Here is an 18,095-nt window from a genome sequence, read left to right on the forward strand (position 1 = left end):
TGCCGGCGAGCGCTTTGACTGCGGCTCCAAGGCGGGGTTCCTGCAGGCGACGGTCTCCTTTGCCCTGTCCCGGCCCGAGCTGCGCGATGATCTGATGGCCCATCTCAACAAGGTCACCCGGCTCGATAAAGCGGCGGAATAGCGCCGCTGCGGGCAATAAAATAGCGTGTATTCAAGGTAAAAATTCTACTAAGAGGCTTTTTTAACCGCGGCCAAGTCTTTGCCTCCGGCGGGTATTTATGCTAGCTGAACCCACAGGCTTCCCGGCTGACAGAGATTGGCAACCGGAGAGCAGAGACCATATTTTGGGCCCGCCTCTACAGGACCTGCTTATACCGGGCCTGCCAGGCTCTGAGATCCGTCAGGGTAAACGCGACGGCCTGACTAGGGCGGCACCGGGGCAGCACCAGGGGTACCAGGGCGGCATAACGATATTAACACTGCGTCCTGCCAGCGGCTGGGCCAAAACATTGGACAGCCCGGCGATGTTGCATCTGATCCGCGCCCTTTCACGCAAACAGAAATCCTATATCTTTCTGGCAGCCGACCTGGCGCTGATCCCGCTCTCTTTACTGTTCACCCTGGCCATGCAGCCGCTGCCAATCCCGGCGCTGCAGACCCTGACCGCGCTGGCACCGGTGCTGCCCTATGTCATGGCGGTGATGGTGCTGAGCTCAAACCATCTTGGTCTGCCGATGGTGCGCCTCAACGCCTATGAGCGCCACGCGGTGGGGCTGACGGTCATGGTGGCCCTCTCGACGGCCGGTGCCCTGGCGCTGCTGACCACACTGTTTGGCCCCAGGCTGCCCGGCGGCACCTATGTGATCTTTGCCACCAGCCTGGTGCTGTTCATGATGGCGCTGCGGGCGCTGCTGCATCAGTTGGTGCTGATGATCTACCGCCGCGCCGCCCCCCGCTGCCGGGTGCTGATCTATGGCGCCGGCACCACCGGCAGCCAGCTGGCCCAGGCACTGAAATCCCATGACGGCATCGATCCGGTGGCCTTTGTCGATGACAATGGCTCCTTGCAGGGCATGACCCTGGTGGGGCTGCAGGTGTTTTCCCCGGCCCGCATTCAGGAACTGGTGGAACAGCGCCAGATCGACCGGGTGCTGCTGGCCATGCCCTCACAAAGTCAGCCAAAACAGGCGCAGATCATTCAGCGGCTGCAGCGCATCGGGCTGGAGGTGCAGGCGCTGCCCTCCTTTGCCCAGCTGATTGGCGAAGAGGCGCTGATCGACAAGCTGACCCCGGTGCCGCCGCAGATGTTTCTCGGCCGCGCCACCCGCAGCCTGCCGATCAGCGCCGCCAGCAGCTCCTATGCCGGGCGGGTGGTGCTGATCTCCGGCGCCGGCGGCTCCATCGGATCGGAACTCTGCCGCCAGGTGCTCAGCTGCAGCCCCAGCAAACTGGTGCTGTTCGAGCTCAGCGAACTGGCGCTTTATACCATCCATCAAGAGCTCGAGGCGCTGGCCTGCGAGTCCGAGGTGGAGATCGTGCCGATCCTTGGCTCGGTCACCGATCCGCGCCAGGTGCGCCAGGTGCTGAAAACCCATGCGGTGCAGGTGGTGCTACATGCTGCCGCCTATAAACATGTGCCCCTGGTTGAGGCCAACCCGCTGGCCGGGCTGGCCAATAATGTCTTTGGCACCCAGACCCTGGCGCAGGCCTCGGCCCAGGCCGGGGTGGAGCGGTTTATCCTGATTTCCTCGGATAAGGCAGTGCGGCCCACCAATGTGATGGGCGCCTCCAAACGCATGGCCGAATTGCTGCTGCAGGATCTGGCCAGCCGCAACAGCTCCACCGTCTTCACCATGGTGCGCTTTGGCAATGTGCTGGGCTCCTCTGGCTCGGTGGTGCCGCTGTTTCAGGATCAGATCAGCCGCGGCGGCCCGGTGACGGTGACCGACCCGCAGGTGAAACGCTATTTCATGACCATCTCGGAGGCGGTGCAGCTGGTGCTACAGGCCGGCGCCGAGGCCCAGGGCGGCGAGGTCTTTGTGCTCGATATGGGCGAGCCGGTCTCGATCCTGCAGCTGGCGCGCCAGGTGATCGAAAGCGCCGGTTATACCCTGCGCGATGGAGAAAACCCCGAGGGCGAGATCGAGATCAAGATCATCGGGCTGCGCCCCGGCGAAAAACTGGAAGAAGAGCTCACCCTCACCGATGAGCTGATCACCACCCGCCACCCCAAGATCTTTTGCGCCCGCGAAGGCGTGCTCTCGGAGATCGAGGTGGCCACCTTTATGCGCGGGCTGCGCGAGGCGGTGACCCTGGGCGACGTGTCGGCGGCGCGGCAGCTGCTGCAGCGCTGGGTCGAAGGCTATGGCCATCAGGACACAGCCCGCAAATCTTCCTGAGCCGCACAGCCACAAGCGACAGGCCTGCGTTGATCCCTGCGCCCCTTCCGTGCTCTAACCGCTGCAACACACGTCAAAAAGACGACAGCGATAAGGCAGACCCACCCCGTGACCCGCAGCATCTCTCTTTCGTTCAGGACCCTCCTGGGCAGCGCTGCTGTTCTGATGTTTGCGGCCAGCGCTACCCTGGCCTGGGGCCCTGAGATCACCCAGCGGGTTGAAAACCCACAGCCCGGCAGCCCCGAGGCCGCACCGCGCTTCAAACCACTGCCACCGCCCTCGCTGAACTTCTACGGCTCTGCCGGCCTCATCGACATGCCCTCCTCCGAGATGCTGCCCGATGGGCAATATGCCACCAGCTATTCCTGGTTTGGCGGCCAGAGCCGCTATAATGTCACCTTTCAGGCGCTGCCCTGGCTCTCGGCCAGCTTTCGCTACAACGGCATCCGCAATCTGAATCTCTATGGCTATTCCACCTATTATGACCGCGGCTTTGATGTGCGGGCGCGGCTCTGGCGCGAGGGGAAATACCGCCCCGAGGTGACCATGGGGCTGCAGGATTTTGCCGGCACCGGTGTTTATGCGGCAGAGTATTTTGTCGCCACCAAGCGGTTCCAGACCCCGGCCCTGTCGCATCATAGCGGCCCTGGCCAGCTCAAGGTCACGCTTGGTCTGGGCTGGGGGCGGCTGGGCTCCAGCGGCGCCATTGGCAATATTGGCGGTCAGCGCCCCAGTTTTGTCGGCGGCTCTACCGGGGGCAACCTGTCCTATGACCAGTGGTTCCGCGGTGATTTTGCCCCCTTTGGCGGCATTGAATGGCAGCCCAATGAGCGCTGGAGCCTGAAGGCGGAATATTCCAGCGATGCCTATGTCACCGAGACCCAGGATTCGAATGTTTTTGAACGCAGGTCCTCGCTGAACTTTGGCGCCGAATACCAATACAGCGACCGCACCCGGTTTGGCGCCTATTATCTTTACGGCTCCGAATTTGGCTTCAATGTCCAGTTCCAGCTCAACCCCAGCCAGCCAATGACCCCCCTGGCGATTCCGGCCGGCCCGCCAGTGGTGCCGCGCAGCCAATGGGCCAAGACCGAAGCCCATTGGGGCCAGGGCTGGAGCCAGAGCCAGCCGCAAAAAATCCAGCTGCGCGATCAGGTCGCCGAGGCGCTGAAACGCGAAGGCCTGATCCTCGAGGCCATCGACCTGCAGGGCACCAGAGCCGAAGTGCGCTATCGCAATAGCCGCTATCGCTCCACCGCCCAGGCCTCGGGCCGGGTGGCGCGGGTCATGGCCAACACCCTGCCGGCCTCGGTTGAGACCTTCCATATCACCCCGCTGAGCCGCGGCGTGGGTCTCTCCACCCTGAAGCTGCGCCGCTCGGATCTGGAGGCGCTGGAGTTTGACCCGGAAGCCGCCGATGCGCTGCTGGCGGTTGCCGCTGTCGGCGATGCCAGCGAAATGCCCGCAACCGCGCTGCACTCCGCCGAGCTTTACCCGGCGTTTTCCTATAATTTTGCCCCCTATACGGCGCCCTCCTATTTTGACCCGGACCGGCCCTTCCGGATCGATTTTGGCGTCGATCTCAAGGCCAGCTATGCCCCGGCTCCGGGCTGGATCATCGCCGGCACCCTGCGCCAGCGCCTGGCCGGCAATGTCGCGGGCGGGCGGGCCTCCGCATCGGCGCTGCCGCCAGTGCGCACCGATGCGTCGCGCTATGCGCAATATGGCACCACCCTGCAAAACCTCTATGTGGCGCATAACTGGAAACAGGGCCGCAATCTTTATGGCCGCGCCACCGCCGGGATCTTTGAAACCATGTTTGGCGGTGTCTCCGCCGAGATGCTGTGGAAGCCGGTGAACAGCCGCCTGGCCCTGGGGGTGGAGGGCAACTATGTGATCCAGCGCGACTATGATCAGCGGTTTTCCTTCCTGGATTACAAGACCTTCACCGGCCATGCCTCGGCCTATTACGAACTGAACAACAATTACATTCTGCAGCTGGATGCGGGCCGCTATCTGGCCGGCGACTATGGCGCCACCATGAGCCTTGACCGGGTGTTCAACAATGGCTGGTCGGTGGGCGCCTTTTTCACCCGTACCAATGTCTCGGCCGAAGATTTTGGCGAGGGCTCCTTTGACAAAGGCTTCCGCTTCAGCATTCCGCTGGACTGGGTCCTCGGCAAGCCCAGCCAGAACAGTTTTGGCCTGACAGTGCGTCCCACCCAGCGCGATGGCGGCCAGCGGGTGCATGTGCCCGGGCGGCTTTATGGCGGGATCCGGGCCAGCCACCGCGACAGCCTTCGGGATCAACGCGCGAGGTTCTGGGAATGATACATCCCCTCAGACTGCGATTTGGCGCGGCGCTTCTTGTCGCCCTCACCGGCCTCCTCAGCGCCTGCTCCAAGGGACCTGATGGGCCCACCACTCAGGTGCAGCTGAGCCAGGCCATCCGCGAAGCGATCCAGGAGCGCCGCGCCCCCAAAACCGATCCGGTGCGGGCCACCCGCGCCATGCTGCTGGAACTGGGCAACCCGCATATCGAGATTGTGGTCGAAAATCTGGACTTCCTCGGCTATCTCGCCCTGGTGCTGACCCGCAGCGACGATCAGCCCGGCACCATCACCCAGTGGAACGGCGGCGATGGCACCGCGCTGATCCTGCGCAACGGCATGTTGATCGCCAGCCGCGGCCTGGGCGGCAATCTGCTCTCGGCGGATGTTCCGGCCCGCGGGCAACAGCCCGGCCCGGGCCGGGGTGGCCAGCGCAGCTATCAGATCCGCAGCGGTGACAATATAGCACAGCGCCTGACCTTTGCCTGCAGCCTGCAGGATCTGGGGCCGGCGCGGCTGGAGATTGTCGAGCGCAGCTACAACACCCGGCATCTGCAGGAATATTGCGAAACCGGCAGCCTCCAGAATGATCCGCAGGGTAGGATACAGGGCGAAACACATGTGATTATCAACGACTACTGGGTTGATTCCCGGGGCGGTGAAGTCTGGCAATCGCGGCAATGGGCCGGGCCAGAGATTGGCTATCTGCGCATTCGCAACCTCACAAACTGAGCGTTTTTGCCACAGATTGAGTTTTTTTGCCGCTCAAGGCGGCAAAAAACCATTCGTCAAGCAGTTCTCTTTTAAGCCTACGTTGAAATTCGCATTCAGCTCGCGTAGGCTGGGGACAAGCAACTTTCCAAAGGAGATTTGGATTATGAATAAGATCATTACAGCCCTGTTTATCACTGCGGCCACAGTTACAACCGCCTCTGCTCAGGCCATCGTTCCTGGTGCGGCTGGTGCTGGTGGTGGTGCTGCCGGTGTAGGTGGCGGCCTTGGCGGCCTCGCAGGTGGCATCGGCGCGGCGGGTATCGCGGGCGGAGCCCTGGGTCTGGCCGTTGTTGTCGGCGTTGTCACCAATGACGACACCACCACAACCACCACAACCACTGGCAGCAACTAAGCAGGCCTGGGTTTCAGCTGGGCTGAAATCCCGCACTGCCCTGTGTTTTGAACGCTCAAAAGGCGGGCCCAAATGGGCCCGTTTTCTTTTGTCGATAACAGCTATGGCTGGCGGGAAACCACGCAGGATCTCGCCAACGGCCTAAGCGGCTGACCCGGCCTATGGCCCGCCTCGCGCCCGGCCCTATGCTGCATAGACCTATCGACCATCCCCGCGGCTTTGCCCGGTCAAAAGACCCCTTTGGGCCCCTGTGATCCGCAGCACCGCAAAACGGCACGGAACAGACAAGAATGCGCAAGTTTTTTGGCACCGACGGGGTGCGCGGCACCGCCAACATTCACCCCATGACCGCGGATATGGCGCTGCGCATCGGCGCCGCGGTGGGGCGGTATTTTCGCCGCGAGGCGGGCGGTGTGCACCGGGTGGTGATCGGCAAGGATACCCGGCTCTCGGGCTATATGTTCGAAAGCGCCCTCACTGCCGGTCTCACTTCAACCGGTATGAATGTGCTCTTGCTCGGCCCGGTGCCCACTCCGGCAGTGGGGCTGATGACCCGCTCGATGCGGGCTGACCTGGGCGTGATGATCTCGGCCAGTCACAACCCGGCGCAGGACAATGGCATCAAATTCTTTGGCCCCGATGGCTTCAAGCTCTCGGATCAGGCCGAGCTGGAGATCGAAGCCCTGATCGAAGCCGGGGTTGAGCCCGCCCTAGCGGCACATATCGGCCGGGCCAAACGCATTGATGACGCCCGGTTTCGCTATGGTGAGCGGGTGAAATCCTCGCTGCCGCGCGGCATTCGCCTGGATGGGCTGAAGGTGGTGCTGGACTGCGCCAATGGGGCGGCGCATCGCACCGCCCCCGAGGTTCTGTGGGAGCTGGGCGCCGATGTGGTGCCGCTGGGCACTGCCCCGGATGGTCTCAATATCAATCTCGGCTGCGGCTCGACCCAGCCCCAGGCCGCCGCCGAGGCGGTGGTCGCCCATGGCGCCGATGTTGGCATCTGCCTGGATGGCGATGCGGATCGGGTGATCATGATCGACGAGACCGGCACCGTGGCCGATGGCGACCAGCTGATGGCGCTTTTGGCCAGCCGCTGGGCCCAGGCCGACCGGCTGGCAGGCGGTGCCCTGGTGGCCACGGTGATGTCGAACCTCGGGCTGGAGCGCCATCTGCAGGGGCAGGGGCTGCGGCTGGAACGCACCGCCGTTGGCGACCGCTACGTGGTGGAACGGATGCGGCAGGGCGGCTTTAACCTCGGCGGCGAACAATCCGGCCACATCGTCATGAGCGATCATGCCACCACCGGCGATGGGCTGATGGCCGGGCTGCATATGCTCAGCGCCATGGTCGAGACTGGCAAGCCCGCCTCAGAGCTGCTCAAACAGTTCACCCCGGTGCCGCAGCTGCTGCAGAATATACGCTTCACCGCCGGTCAGGCCCCGCTGGAGGCGCCCGCAGTGCGAAGCGCCATCCGCGCCGCCGAAGCCAGCCTCAGCGGCAAGGGCCGCCTGCTGATCCGCAAATCCGGCACCGAGCCGCTGATCCGGGTGATGGCCGAATGCGAGGACGCAGCCCTGCTGAACGCCACCGTCGCGGAGGTCGCCAGCGCAATCGAAGCGGCTGTCGCAGTCTGACCCGCCACGCCTGCACAACAGGGGGCTTTGCCCCCTCGCGTCGAGACGCTCACCCCCAGGATATTTTTAGCCAAATGAAATGGCAAAGAAGACGCCCGTCTTCATTTGGCCGCAAATATCCCGGGGGAGGCCCAAAGGGCCGGGGGCAGCGCCCCGCTTTTTTGCCAAGCCAAATAAGACCGTCGCCAAAGAGATCGCCTTGCCGGTGGTATCGGCGCTGCGGGTGTCGCGGGCGGGGCCCTGGGTCTGGCCCTTGTTGTCGGCGTTGTCACCAATAACGACAGCACCACCACAACCACCACAACAGGCGACTAACCCGGCCTGTTAACCCGGCCTGTAGGGGCTGCCTGTTCCCCTCCCCAAGGATTGGGCAGAGGGGGGGATCTATGCCCCGACAAGAAACAGTAAAAGGCCGCCGGGGAGCGCGTCCCGGCGACCTTTTACATCAGTGATGCCTCTCAGTGCCTTGCGGCGCGACCTCAGCCCTTGGGGCGGCGTGGCTTGGCGCTGCCGCCCTTGGCGGCCTTGGCTTCTGCGGCGCGGGCGCGGTTCTTTTTGCTGTTGGATTTGCCCTTTGGGGGCGGCGGGCCTTTGGGGCCACTGCGTTTGCCACCAGGTTTACCGCCTTCTTTACGCCAGCTCTTGCCAGGATCGCCGGCCCCGGCGCGGTAGCTTGGTTTGCTCTCCGCTTTGGCGGCTGGTTTTGCTGCGGGCTTGCTGCGGGGGGTGACTTCGCTCACCACCGCATTGGGTTCGCGCGGCGCTTCCGATTTGTGACGCGGCCGATCAGCACGGTCTTTCTTGCGCTCTGGCCTGTGCCCGGGACCCGCGCCATCAGGACGTTCGCCACGGGGCTTGTCACCGCCATAGGGTTTCTTGTCCTTGTAGCCGCCCTCGCGGGGACCACCTTCGCGCTTGCCTTTATAGCCCTCATCCGCGCCACGCTGCGGGCGCTTGCCCTCATAGCCACCAGATTTGCGCGGGCCAGAGGGGCGGCCGGCCGGGATATTGGGCGGCGTCGCCAGGCGCGTCACCTTGGTGCCGTCATCCAGCATCATCTCGGAGCCCATGGATTTCAGGAAACCCTCGATCTGCGCTTCGCGGATCTCGGCAAAGGTCTCTTCTTGCTGGATCCGAATCGCGCCGATATCGCTTTTGGTGATATCGCCAGCCCGGCAGAGCATGGGCAGTAGACGGCGCGGATCGGCGCCCTGATCCCGACCACTGGCAATGGAGAACCAGACACTGGGGCCAAAGGGCGCGCGCGGCTCCGGCTTGGCATTGGCCGGCGACAGCTCCTCTGGCGCAGAGCGCCCGGCGTTCCACAGGCGCAGATAGGCGGCGGCCAGCTGGGCGGGAGAAAACTCCTCTGCCAGCCTGGCCACCATGGCTTCTTCACTCGCGGCAGGCGCCTCGCTCCAGGCCGAATCCGCCAACATCCGCTCGCCATCGCGTTCCTTGATCATCTCGGCCGAGGGGGCGGTATCCCAGGTTGCGGTCAGCTTGGCCATTTTCAGCAGGCGCTCGGCCTTTTTGCGCGACTTCGGCGGTACCACCAGAGCGCTGACGCCCTTGCGGCCCGCACGGCCGGTGCGGCCTGAACGGTGCAGCAGGGTTTCATGGCTGTTGGGCAGCTCAGCATGCACCACCAGATCCAGGTTTGGCAGGTCGATACCGCGCGCCGCCACATCGGTGGCCACACAGACCCGAGCCCGGCCATCGCGCATCGCCTGCAGCGCATGGCTCCGCTCGGCCTGGGACAATTCACCCGAGAGGGCCACCACCGAAAAGCCGCGATTGGACAGCCGGCTCAGCAGTCGGTTGACCATGGCACGGGTGTTGCAGAAGACGATGGCATTGGGCGATTCAAAATAGCGCAACACATTGATAATAGCGTTTTCATCGTCGCGTGGCGCCACCGACATCGCCTGGTATTCGATATCGCTGTGTTGGCTCTTCTCCGCCACGGTGGAGATCCGCTGCGCATCACGCTGATAGCTTTTGGCCAGCCCGGCAATCGCCGGTGGCACGGTGGCCGAGAACAAGAGCGTCTGGCGCGCATCAGGGCTTTCGCCGAGGATGAATTCAAGATCTTCGCGAAAGCCGAGATCCAGCATCTCGTCGGCCTCATCCAGCACCACGGCGCGCAGTTCCGACAGGTCAATCGAGCCGCGCATGATATGATCGCGCAACCGGCCCGGTGTCGCCACCACGATATGGGCGCCGCGATCCAGGGCGCGCCGCTCGTCGCGCATATCCATGCCGCCCACACAGGAGGCCATCACCGCACCGGCTTCGCCGTAAAGCCAGGCCAGCTCGCGTTTGACCTGCATCGCCAGTTCCCGCGTCGGCGCAATCACCAGCGCCAACGGTGTCGCGGCGGGGGCAAACTTATCTTCTTCGCCCAGAATGGTATCGGCAATGGCGAGACCAAAGCCCACGGTCTTACCCGATCCGGTCTGCGCCGAAACCAGCAGGTCGACCCCGGCCAGAGACGGATCCGAGACCGCCTCTTGTACGGGGGTCAAAGAGGAATATCCACGGCGCTCAAGCGCCAGAGCTAATGTCTGTTTCACGAGATGATCTGCTTTTCTATTGGGGCGGAGGCCAAACCAGGGCTGCCGCACAAAAGGCAGGACGCCCCGGCAGCAATTGGCCGCGTATAGGCCATTCATGCGCCCATGTATAGTCATCTCTGGAGGCCGGTTTTGACCCGCAGTTCTGCACCCTCCTTTTGCCCGCTATCTGCCCCACCCTGCGGCCTGCCCGGTTGCACCAGCGCCGCCTGCGCGCGCCAGGGCAGGCAGCGCCTCTGCCGCAGCTGCCATGGGGTTTAAGTCAATTTTTCAATGATCAATACCACAGTGAGACCGGAATTTTCCGTAAGCCCGCCCAAATCCGGGGCAGGTCACACGCGGCTTTAACGATCTATTGGCACACTCTCCTGCGCATGTTGAGACAAAAGGGACGCATTCCATGTGGGTTATCCGCTTTCTGACTGCTGCCCTTGCTGTGCCCGCAGCATTGACAGCTCCACCGGCCGCCGCGCGCTCATTGGGCCGGCTGCTGCCTCTTGCGCTGCAGGAGACTGAAGCATGAGGCTGCTGCCCAGGGCCTCCTTTCGCACCCGGCTTTTGCTGGGCATGCTGGTGCCGCTTTTTATCATCCAGTGTTTCAGCATCCTCCACGAGGTACTGGATCACAAAGAGCTGTTCCTGGCCTCTCTGAAAAAGGAATGTGAACTGGTGCTGCGCTTTGGCGCCGAGGCTCTGACCCAGCCCATGTGGGAAAACAGCGCGGCGCATATTCACAGCCTGGCCCGCAGTATCCTCACCGAGGGCCATACCGCCCAGGTGCTGATCTTTGACGCCAGCGGCAATCAGATTTTTGCCCAGCAGGTGCCAGGCTACAACCCGGCCCCGGATGATCTGCGTGCCAGCCAGGACATCATTCATACATTCGGTGATCAGTCCCAGGTGTTGGGGCGTCTGGAGATTGCCCTGCCTCTCTCGGCCATTTCAACGCCCCTGCGCGACGCGGTTCTTAGCCATCTGATGATTTCGCTTTTTGTGTTGCTGGTGATCTCTGTGGTGGTCTATCTGGTGCTGGCGCGGCTGGCGCAGCCGGTTGAGGCCCTGACCAAGACCCTGATCGAGATGCGCCACCATCGCTTTACTGGGGAAATTCCCGGGCTTGAGCGCTGCGACGAGATCGGCATGATGGCCCAGGCGCTGCACCAGCTGAGCGAAAACAAGATTGAGGTTGCCGAGCTGCGCGCCCAGAGCGACGAGACCGCCCGGCGCGAGAACAAGCGGATCCAGCGGGCGCTGCAATCCACCCGCGACGGGGTGCTTTTGGCCGATGAAACCGGCGAGGTGGTGCTGTGCAACCCCAATGGCGAGCTGTTCTTTGGCGATGCCCAGGTGGGGCGGAAACTGAACCTCGCCTCCTGGCTGCCTGCGGATCTGGCCGAACAGGCCGAAACCCATATCGAGCAGAACCAGAGCTTTTCCTTTGAAGCCTCCACGGTTCACAATCTCTCGGGCCATACGCTCAATCTCTTGGTGCGCGGCGGGCCGATCCGCGATGAACACGGGCTGTTCCTCGGCTCGATGCTGCTGGCCTCGGATCACTCCGATCAGGCGCGCCAGGCCGAGCGGGTGCGGTTTCTGGCGGAACATGACAGTCTCACCGGGCTGCCAAACCGGCGGCTGATGGAACAGACCCTGACCACCTGGCTGCAGCACGAAGGCGAGGAGGTCTCGGTGCTGCTGGCCGATCTGGATCATTTCAAGCTGATCAATGACACCCTGGGCCATCCCGCAGGCGATGCGCTGCTGCAGGTGGTGGCGCAGAAATTTGAATCCTGTGCCAGCAGCTATGTGCTGGCGGCCCGGCTGGGGGGCGATGAATTTGCCATTCTGGTCAAGGGCGCCGACAGTCTGCAGCGGCTGACCCGTCTTGCCGAACGCCTGGTCTCTGAAATGGGCCAGCCGCAACAGGTTGCAGGACAGGTGCTGCATACCGGCATGTCGGCCGGCATCGCCACGCTCTCGGGGGCCCAGGCAAAACCGTCAGAAGGCATTCGCCGCGCCGATCTGGCGCTCTATGAGGCCAAGCGGGGCGGCCGCGGTATGGTCGAGGTGTTCCACGAAGATCTGGAAACCGAAATCAAACGCAAAAGCCTGCTGGAGCGCGAGCTGCGCCAGGCCCTGACCCAGGGCGATATCCGGCCGGTGTTTCAGCTGCAGACCGATCTCAAAAGCGGCGAGATCATCGGCTTTGAAACCCTGGCGCGCTGGCATCACCGCCAGCTGGGCACCATTTCTCCGGCGGAGTTCATTCCCATCGCCGAAGACAGCGGTCTCATTCGCGAGCTCACCTATCAGATCACCATCCAGGCCTTTCGCACCGCCGCCCGCTGGCATGATGCCGGGTTCAAAGGAAGGGTGGCGGTGAACCTCTCGCCCAAGCTGTTTGGCGCCCAGGTGGATGAATTCATCAATGACTGCCTCTATGAAACCAATTGCCCGGCCTCAGCTGTCGAGGCCGAGATCACCGAGACCGTGGTGCTGGCCAGCGGCCAGTCGGCCCTGCGCGAGATCCAGGCGCTGCAGGAGCTCGGCATCACCGTGGCGCTGGATGATTTTGGCATGGGCTATTCCTCGCTCAGCTATCTGCAGAAATTTCCCGTCGACAAGATCAAGGTGGATGCGGCTTTTGTCTCTAAACTGCCGGAATCGGAGGAAACCCGCGCCATTGTCAGCGCCATTGCCAAGCTCGGCCATGCCTTAGGGATGCGGGTCACCGGCGAGGGGGCCGAGACCGAAGAGCACCGCCAGCTGTTGCAGGCCTGCGGAGTGGATTATCTGCAGGGCTATTTTGACGGCCCGCCGCTGGCGGAACGCGCCGCCACCGCCCGGCTGTTCCCGGGCCAGGGGCACCATCTGAAGCTGCAGAAATAGACCGGGCCGCCTGGCGCCAGTGGCTCAGCTCAAACACCGCCTGTTTTCTGCCGCGATCTCCAGGTGATCGCGCCCCTGCACAGGAGGGCAGGAGAGGCGGGGCAACCGGGGCCAGACCCCGAGCACGGCAGCCAGACAGAGGCCCGAAAGCGCAGACGCGAAGTCCCAAGACCCCGCGCCTGCAAAAGTTTAGGTGCTAAAAAGAGCTTGTCGACGAGCCACCACTCACGGTTTTTTAAAAGCTGCCGGACTACAGATGAGTTTAAGGGAACACATTCAAGTGTCAATATGACACCTAGGTCAGGAAGCCTGTTTACATTGCTGTGACACTCAGCAAACTGTACTTATATATAAATCTTAAAAACCAATAGAGCCCGCCTATGTCTGAAATTTCCAAACTGACGGAATTGCGAAAACTGCTGATGGATATGGAATTGTCCATGGGATTGCAGGATCTCTCGGCTGTGGAGCGTGATATCTATTACGCCGCCAGCGACAAGGCGGTCAGCACTGGCGCGGTCAAAACCACTGCCCTGCAGACCCATGCGCTGCTGGCCAGCGTCTCGCGGCCAACTTTTTTCCGTGCCCTCAAATCCCTGCAGGGCAAAGGATATCTGGAACAATGTAAAAACTCGGTTCGTGGTTATTATATTGTTAAGACCCCCGAGGGATAACCCGCGGCAACGATAAACGGGGGGCATCAGTGGCCGCAGCGACGATACAGAGATTGGCAGTCGAAACAGGTGTTGTATCCCTGGCTTATATCGTCGCCTTTTTTGCCACCTTTGAAATCCTGATGCCGGTGCAGAACCTGTTCTTTACGGATCTGACCAACCGCGCCAGCCTGTTGTTCCTGCCCCATGGGGTGCGGGTTCTGGCCGCCTGGCTCTTAGGCTGGCGTTCGGTTCTGGCGCTTTTGCCTGGCGTGATCCTGGTCTTTATCTATGCCGCAGGCTGGACCGCCCTGGAGCCCAGCCGCCTGGCCGCCATCGCCATCGCCGTCACCGTACCGGCGCTGTGCTTCCAGACCCTGCGGCTGCTGGGGCGGGATCTGAGCCCGGCACCGGAGCGCAGACCCTGCTGGCCCTGTCTCATGGCGGCCGGGCTGGTGATCTCGCTGGTCACTTCGCTGCTGACCAATTTTGCCTTTGGCAGCGCCCCCAAGGAATATATCGCCTATCTGATTGGCGATGTCTTTGGCCTGTTCTTCCTGATGCTGATCCTGATGTATACCTTTCGCGGGCTGCGCCGCTCCGGTGTCTGAGCCGCACTGTTAGCTGAACAGCACAGGTGCCCCCAGGCGCGCGTTTACTCAGGCCTGCGTTACTCAAGCCTGCTTTGAGCGGACCCCAGAGCTCACTTTGCCCAGAGGCCCTGCCGTGTCCGTTCAGCCTGCCTCTGCCCAGCCGCTGTCCTGGTCCCAGCCCTGATCCTGGGTCTGGCCGGGCGCTGCGCCATCTGTCGCTGCACTGCCCGGCTGTGTATTGCCAGTGGTGCGGAACCCACCAAGGGCTGTATCCATCGCCTGGGCCTCCTGCGACAGGCCGATGCTGGAGGAGGTGACCTCCTCAAACAGGGCGGCGTTCTTGGCGGTGGAATCATCCAGATTGCCCATCGCCGCATTGATCTCCTTGAGACTGCCGGATTGCTCAGAAGAGGCCTGGGAGATCTCTTGCATCAGGGCGGCCGCACTGGTCACCGAGGTGGAAATCTCGCCGATCACCTCGCCGGTGCGGGCCACCAGATCGGCGCCCAGCTCGACGTTTTCGCCGCTTTCGGCCACCAGAGTGGAGATCTCGGTGGCGGCTTCCTTGGAGCGATGCGCCAGGGTGCGCACCTCCGAGGCCACCACCGCAAACCCCTTGCCGACATCGCCGGCCCGGGCGGCTTCGACGCCCGCATTCAGCGCCAGAAGATTGGTCTGCTGGGCAATGCTGTCGATCATGCCAATGATCTGCGAGATCTTGTAGGAGCTTTCCTTGATGCTTTCCATGGCCTCATGGCAGCGCTGTACCACATCCTGGCTTTCATCGGCGTTTTTGCGCGCCACCTCCACCGAGGACGCAGCCTCGCCCGAGGCCGAGGCCGTATGGGTGATCGAGACCGAGAGCTGGTTCACTGCCGCGGCCGTGCTGGCCAGGGTCTGGGCGGTGCGTTCAGAGCGTTCTGACAGATCCCGCGAGGCGGCAGAGATTTCCGAGGTGCCGCCGGCGATGGATTTGCCGCTGAGGCTGAGGCTGTTGACCGATTTCTCCAGCCCGTCGAGGGCGGCGTTGAAATCATCGCGCAGCTTGGCATAGCCGGGGCTCATCTCATCATGGATGCGAATGGTCAGATCCCCCTGCGACAGCTGCGCCAGGCCTTCGCCAATGGCGGTAACGGCAGCGGTCTGATCGGCCTGACGCCTGTCGCGCTCGGCCTCGGCGGCCGCTTCGTTCTCGACCTTTTCCACCAGCCCATCCCGGAACACCGAGAGGGCGCGGGCAATGCGGTAGATCTCATCGCTGGCGCGGCCAAAGCCCGTGACCGGGCTGAGATCGCCCTCGGCCAGATGTTCGGTGGTCTCGCTGATCTTGGACAAGGGCCGGGTGATCAGGATCCGGGTCAGCACCAGGGCCAGCACCAAGACCCCGCCCGAGACCAGCATCAACAGCTGCATCTGCTGTTGCGCCTGGGCCATCTCGGCGGTGATGCCAGAGGCCATATCCGCAATTTCCGCCTGGCTGGCGGCGCCCAGATCGGCGGCATGATGGGCAATGCTCAGCACCACTTCGGCGGTCTGGCGCGAGGCCTCTGCCGCTGCAATATCGGCCTGCAAAGACCCCACCTTAAAGGCGGCCAGACCCTGGGAGGGGTCGGCCAGGGCAATCATGCCCTGCAACTGTGTGGCGAGCACGCCGCCGTTGAAATCCACATGGGCACCCAGGGCCTCGGCGGCCTGCTGCATTGGCGCAATGGTGGCCTCGGCCGCAGCCACATCGGCCGCCGCAACCACATCCAGGGCCGCCAGCTGGAAGGCGCTGATGGCGCCAGTCATCTGCAGCAGCCGGTGCAGCACGCCGACCTGATTGTCCAACAGCCCCTGAATGGCGCTTTTGTTGTTGTCGCTGGCCTGGGTCGCCGCGATCGACAGGGTAAAGACCATCTTGTCCAGCGCCCGCGACAGCGGCGCCGAGCTGCGGGTGCGCGCCTTCATCACGATCTTGCGGTTTTCCTTCTGCTCCTTGCGGCTGGCGTTCAATGTGCCCTTGAAGACCTCGATACCGGCCCGCACCCGCTTGGCGCCAAAGGCATCCAGGCCGATCTCTTCCAGCTGCGGCAGGATCGGCTCCAGCCGGGCCAGCGCATCGGTGGCCATGGCTTCCAGCTCTTTGCGGGTTTTGACATCGCGCACATGGCCAAGCGCCAGCGCCGCGCCGGACAACAGATTGATATCGCCGCGCGCCTCCAGCAGGGTCTGCAGGCCGCCAAATTGTTTCTCCACCAGATCGCTCAGAACCCCATCCACCTGGGTGATGGTCTCGCCGCCGCCCTGCATCAGATTGCTATAGGCCTCATTGGCGACCTCTTGCAGGCTGCCCTGCAGCTGCTCGCTAAAGCCCTGTAGCTCAACCGTCTGGGTTTCGATCCAGGCCTGATTGCGAAAGGCGCTTTGCCGCGCAGCCACCAGGCTGTTGAGGCTCTGGGCGGCCGCCTCGGCTTCGGCGGCAAAACTCTCCTGGATTGCCTCCGGAAGGGCGGCAATGCTGCTGTTCAGCGCCGCCGTGGCCTCGGTCGCGACAGCCTCGGCCTCAGCCAGTTCCGCCTCGGTTGTGGACAGCAGGATCTCGGTCATGGCGTCCTTGTTCTGCCCCGCCGCAGCGCCAAGGGTCTGGCTCATCTGCAACTGCGGCAGCTTCTGGCCAGACAATTCCTTCATCTGGCTGCCGACCTCGGCAAAGACCAGAGAGACCAGCACCCCGCCTACCGCCGAGACCGCGCCCAGGGTCAGCAGGATCAGCATGATCTTGGCACCGATGCTGGAGAAGGGGCGCCATTTGCGTTTGGCTGCCGCTGGTTTGCCCGTCACTGGCTTACCTGTCACTGATGTGCCTGCCGCTGCTGTCTCTGCGGAGTGTTGTACTGTCATGACTTACCCAAAATCCGTCTGTTGCCGACCTCCCCGCACCGCCCTGGCGGCCACGGGACCATATGCATTTGGGTCCAGACCCTCCCAAAGAAGGCCAGACCCTTGCCTATAGGCAGGCCATAAGAGAGTAAAAAAATCATGAGCAGCAGTGGCTAAAGCCGGGAGACTTTTAACAAATATTCCCTAATGAGTTGTAAACCCCCCCTTCAGAAACGCCCGCCATGACGCACAGGAACACGGCTCTGCAGTCCTTCCATATTGGTTGTTTCTGGGCTGCCCAGCCTTATGGAGATAGGGCCAATGGTGAATTTGGACCTGCCTTGCCATATTGACGATTGCGGCACCCCGTCTGAAACTGGGCCTATGCAAAACGATATTCAGATCCGAACAGCCTCTGCCAAGGACAGTGATGCGCTGCTCGATCTTTACGCCTTCCTGTCTCCTGGTGATGACAGATGCACCACCGCGCGGGCAGCAGAGAACATCCGCAGAATTTCTCAGATTGAGGGAAGCGCTGTGCTTCTGGGACTCCAGCAGGATAAAATCCTGACGACCTGCACGCTCATTGTCATTCCCAATCTGACCAGGGGCGGGCGACCCTATGCAGTCATCGAAAACATGGTGACGCATCCGGAGGCGCGGGGCAAAGGCCTAGGGACCAGCCTCCTTGATGCGGCCTGTGACAGAGCCTGGGACAATGACTGCTACAAGGTGATGCTGAGTACCGGCTCGACACGCCCCTCTACCTTGTCCTTTTATGAAGGGGCCGGGTTTGAACAATCTAGAACCGGCTTTGAAAAACGGCGGCTGCCAAAACGCGTGGAATAATCCGGGTTTCCCGCGTAGCGCGGGCCTTCGCCGGACGACTGCTTGCTGGCAGGAGTCGCAGTTGAAGGGGGCCCGCACCCGGTCGCAGATCTGCTTCATGTCGTGATCGGTCATCAATCTGATGTCACGTTTGCGGGGCAGCCAGCGTCTGGCGCGTCGGTTGGTGTTCTCGACGGTGCCTTTTTGCCAGGGTGAGGAAGGATCACAGAACCACGTCTGG

The 18,095-nt window shown here is 62.6% G+C and carries 11 protein-coding genes and 1 pseudogene; 10 read left to right on the forward strand and 2 right to left on the reverse strand.

Going from position 1 to position 18,095, the window contains the following annotated elements; genetic code table 11:
• The 6 genes and pseudogenes from ABJP42_RS06115 to glmM all read left to right on the forward strand — a co-directional run.
• Positions 1–142: pseudogene (locus ABJP42_RS06115) on the forward strand (UTP--glucose-1-phosphate uridylyltransferase); the annotation flags it as partial.
• Positions 143–485: 343 nt separating this feature from the next.
• Entirely contained in the window at positions 486–2,360 is a 1,875-nt protein-coding gene (locus ABJP42_RS06120; RefSeq protein ID WP_348339328.1) for a polysaccharide biosynthesis protein, read from the forward strand.
• A gap of 165 nt (positions 2,361–2,525) precedes the next feature.
• Positions 2,526–4,691 (forward strand): YjbH domain-containing protein, encoded by a 2,166-nt coding sequence (locus tag ABJP42_RS06125; RefSeq protein ID WP_348339330.1) that lies wholly within the window; start codon positions 2,526–2,528, stop codon positions 4,689–4,691.
• Positions 4,688–5,422, forward strand: a complete 735-nt coding sequence (locus ABJP42_RS06130; RefSeq protein WP_348339332.1) for a YjbF family lipoprotein — start codon at positions 4,688–4,690, stop codon at positions 5,420–5,422. Before ABJP42_RS06125 ends, ABJP42_RS06130 begins: the two co-directional genes overlap by 4 nt.
• A 145-nt stretch (positions 5,423–5,567) precedes the next feature.
• Positions 5,568–5,816 (forward strand): hypothetical protein, encoded by a 249-nt coding sequence (locus ABJP42_RS06135; protein ID WP_348339334.1) that lies wholly within the window; start codon positions 5,568–5,570, stop codon positions 5,814–5,816.
• A gap of 290 nt (positions 5,817–6,106) precedes the next feature.
• Entirely contained in the window at positions 6,107–7,453 is a 1,347-nt protein-coding gene (gene glmM, locus ABJP42_RS06140) for a phosphoglucosamine mutase (protein WP_348339336.1), read from the forward strand.
• Positions 7,454–7,932: 479 nt separating this feature from the next.
• Here the strand turns inward: glmM and ABJP42_RS06145 are convergent, their stop codons facing one another.
• Positions 7,933–10,029 (reverse strand): DEAD/DEAH box helicase, encoded by a 2,097-nt coding sequence (locus ABJP42_RS06145; RefSeq protein WP_348339338.1) that lies wholly within the window; start codon positions 10,027–10,029, stop codon positions 7,933–7,935.
• Between the two features lie 519 nt (positions 10,030–10,548).
• On the opposite strand from ABJP42_RS06145, the gene ABJP42_RS06150 reads away from it, so the two are divergent.
• From ABJP42_RS06150 to ABJP42_RS06160, 3 genes are all read left to right on the forward strand, one after another.
• Positions 10,549–12,918: a putative bifunctional diguanylate cyclase/phosphodiesterase gene (locus ABJP42_RS06150; protein ID WP_348339340.1), complete on the forward strand. Its 2,370-nt coding sequence runs from the start codon at positions 10,549–10,551 to the stop codon at positions 12,916–12,918.
• 380 nt (positions 12,919–13,298) lie between these two features.
• Entirely contained in the window at positions 13,299–13,592 is a 294-nt protein-coding gene (locus ABJP42_RS06155) for a hypothetical protein (protein ID WP_348339342.1), read from the forward strand.
• Between the two features lie 53 nt (positions 13,593–13,645).
• Entirely contained in the window at positions 13,646–14,182 is a 537-nt protein-coding gene (locus ABJP42_RS06160; RefSeq protein WP_348339344.1) for a hypothetical protein, read from the forward strand.
• Positions 14,183–14,305: 123 nt separating this feature from the next.
• Here the strand turns inward: ABJP42_RS06160 and ABJP42_RS06165 are convergent, their stop codons facing one another.
• Complete coding sequence (locus ABJP42_RS06165) at positions 14,306–17,047, reverse strand: methyl-accepting chemotaxis protein (protein ID WP_348339346.1); 2,742 nt, start codon at positions 17,045–17,047, stop codon at positions 14,306–14,308.
• A gap of 363 nt (positions 17,048–17,410) precedes the next feature.
• On the opposite strand from ABJP42_RS06165, the gene ABJP42_RS06170 reads away from it, so the two are divergent.
• Positions 17,411–17,875, forward strand: a complete 465-nt coding sequence (locus ABJP42_RS06170; protein ID WP_348339348.1) for a GNAT family N-acetyltransferase — start codon at positions 17,411–17,413, stop codon at positions 17,873–17,875.
• Positions 17,876–18,095: the final 220 nt, after the last annotated feature.

The organism is Pseudophaeobacter sp., from assembly GCF_039971195.1.
In the GTDB taxonomy this organism is placed as follows: domain Bacteria; phylum Pseudomonadota; class Alphaproteobacteria; order Rhodobacterales; family Rhodobacteraceae; genus Pseudophaeobacter.